At 44.6% G+C, this 2,363-nt stretch carries 4 protein-coding genes; all 4 read right to left on the bottom strand.

Annotation, left to right across the window (positions count from 1 at the left end; genetic code table 11):
* A partial coding sequence (locus tag Q0257_RS00690) for a LapA family protein (protein ID WP_298020280.1) occupies positions 1-881 on the bottom strand: 881 nt, incomplete at its 3' end.
* A 2-nt stretch (positions 882-883) separates the two neighbouring features.
* The gene (gene dksA, locus Q0257_RS00685) at positions 884-1,240 is read right to left on the bottom strand and encodes an RNA polymerase-binding protein DksA (protein ID WP_005872423.1); all 357 of its coding nucleotides are present in this window, start codon (positions 1,238-1,240) and stop codon (positions 884-886) included.
* Positions 1,241-1,249: 9 nt separating this feature from the next.
* Positions 1,250-1,702, bottom strand: coding sequence for a 23S rRNA (pseudouridine(1915)-N(3))-methyltransferase RlmH (locus Q0257_RS00680; protein ID WP_298020277.1), 453 nt, complete (start codon positions 1,700-1,702; stop codon positions 1,250-1,252).
* Positions 1,702-2,363: acetyl-CoA carboxylase, carboxyltransferase subunit beta (gene accD, locus Q0257_RS00675; protein WP_298020273.1), on the bottom strand; the 662-nt coding region annotated here is incomplete at its 5' end. The genes Q0257_RS00680 and accD, both read right to left, overlap by 1 nt.

The following is a 2,363-nucleotide window of genomic DNA, read 5'->3' as shown; positions in this document are numbered from 1 at the left end:
CCAAGCTCATATAGCGCGTACAGATATGCCTCGGTCGCTTCTTGATTCTCGTTTTTGAGCCGCTCGAAAAAGGCTTTGTATTGCTCTGGAGCGAGATGATTTTTTAGCTTTTTGGCAAAGCCGATAAAATCCTGCTCGCTAAATTTTTCATTATTTACAAGATCGAAAAGCTCCTCACTGCTTATCTCAAAGCTCGCGTCATTCACCGCGCGATCCACTAAAATATTTACCTCGGCTATATCTTGAGGAATTTTATAGGCCTTGATCTTATCGTAGCTTCCTTTGGCAAGCGCTACGGCATAGGCTTTTTTAGTAATATTTTCGCTATAAACGCCCTTAGTTTTTAAAATTTCATACGCATACGCAGGCTCGGCGTCGAGGCGATTGAGCTCGTTTTGCAAAAATAGTCCGTTATCTTTAGGGAGTTTATATTTTCGCAGATCCGCCACTTCGCCGTTTTTAACCTTCTCGATAACGCCTATGACCTCTTTTAGATCCTCATTTTTGACATCTATTCCAGTGCTATCGTACCACGGAGATAAAATTTTAGTAAGCTCGCTCGGGTCTTTAAAATACTCGGTTTTGAAGTCTTTATTGGTATCAAGACCCAGTAAAACCTCTTTACTCATCGCATCGTATGCGCTTAGATCCTTTGCGATCGCCCTTTTTGTGCGGTAAAAAGCAAAGCTATGAAAAACGATATGAAAAATCGCCAAAATCATATATAAAATTAACGGCAGTACGATCCACACTGCTACAGGAAGCGTAAGCGTAAAACCGAAAAGCCCCAGTGTATAGCTACTGCTTTGCTGCGTAAAAACTAAAATCGCGACGATTGCGATATAGACGATCGAATATAAAAAGAATTGCTTGGTTTTCATAGCTAACTCCTATTTTGCTTTTCCGCCTGTTCCTTGCACGAAATGCACAATCTCGCCTCCGGATTTACCTTAAGACGCTCTAAGCTTATCTGCTCGCCGCAGCTCTCGCAAAGCCCATAAGTGCCGTTTTCGATGCGCTTAAGCGCGCTTTCGATCTCTAAAAACGCCTTTTGTTGATTAACATTGAGCGAGTATTCGATGCTTAAATCCGTATTCATGCTCGCTACGTCAAAATCATCCGCAGCTTTATTTTCGCGCAATTCCGAAATTTCATTTACAGAGCTATTAATATTGGCGATGAGTTGCTCTCTTTTTTCTTCTAAAATTTTCTTGTAAAATTTCAACTCGTTTTTCTTCATTACTTCCCTTTATTTGTGATATGGATGGTTTGCGTTAATGCACAATGCGCGAAAAATTTGCTCAAAGAGCAAAAGTTTAGCGATTTTATGCGCTAACGTAAGCCTGCTAAGACTAATTATTTTATCGGCTTTTGCCTTAAAATTTTCACTAAGCCCGTAAGCGCCGCCGATGAAAAATGACACGCTACTTTTATCCTTTAGCATACTCGCAAATTCCATGCTATCTAGCTCCTGCCCGCGCTCATCCAAAGCTACGACGTATCCGCTAAGGCGCGGTAGATAAGCTTCATCGTAAGCCATAAGTGCGAGCTCGCGAGACGCTGCTTGGGCGCGAGCGATATTAGCGTTAAAAAACGTCTCATCTCGCACCGCGGCAAATTTAGCCGCCATTTTTTTATAATCACTTATCGCGCCTGCGAACTCGTCCGCGCCCTTTTGGATGGAATTTACCGTTATCTGCACTACTCTTCGCTTCCCTCTTCGTGCAGCGACTTATCGCTAGTGTCATCGATCTGCACGGCGTTTTTGCTAAGCACGTTGATTATATCGCTTAAATACTGCCTCATCTCGGCTCTAGGCACGATCGCATCAATTAATCCATGCTCGAGCAGAAATTCCGATCTTTGAAAGCCCTCTGGCAAATCTGCACCTATGGTTTGCTTGATGACGCGCTGCCCGGCAAAGCCAATAAGAGCGCCGGGCTCTGCGATGATGATATCTCCTAGCCACGCAAAGGACGCGCTCACGCCGCCCATCGTAGGATCGGTAAGAACGGAGATGAAAGGAATTTTATGCTCGGATAAAATTTTAAGCGCGGCAGAGGTTTTGCTCATCTGCATTAGCGAAAAGGTGCTTTCTTGCATCCTAGCACCACCACTTGCGCTTACGATGATTAGCGGCTCGTTTTTATCGAGGCTGCGCTTTACGGCACGCACGATCTTTTCGCCCTCCACGGAGCCCAGGCTTCCGCCCATGAAGTTAAAATCAAACACCACGAGCTGAATCTTTTGGCGACTTATAGCGCCCTCGCCCGCGATCACCGCGCTGAACCTGCCTGTTTTTTCCTTGCTCTCGGAGATGCGCTTTTTGTAGGATTTTTTATCGACGAATTTTAGCGGATCGA

The organism is uncultured Campylobacter sp. (assembly GCF_938018035.1).
Classification (GTDB): Bacteria; Campylobacterota; Campylobacteria; order Campylobacterales; family Campylobacteraceae; genus Campylobacter_B.
This window is presented reverse-complemented; position numbering and strand designations above follow the sequence as displayed.

Excerpts from the sequence above, each read along its gene's own strand:
- dksA (WP_005872423.1), bottom strand. The coding sequence starts at position 1,240 with ATGAAGAAAAACGAGTTGAAATTTTACAAGAAAATTTTAGAAGAAAAA.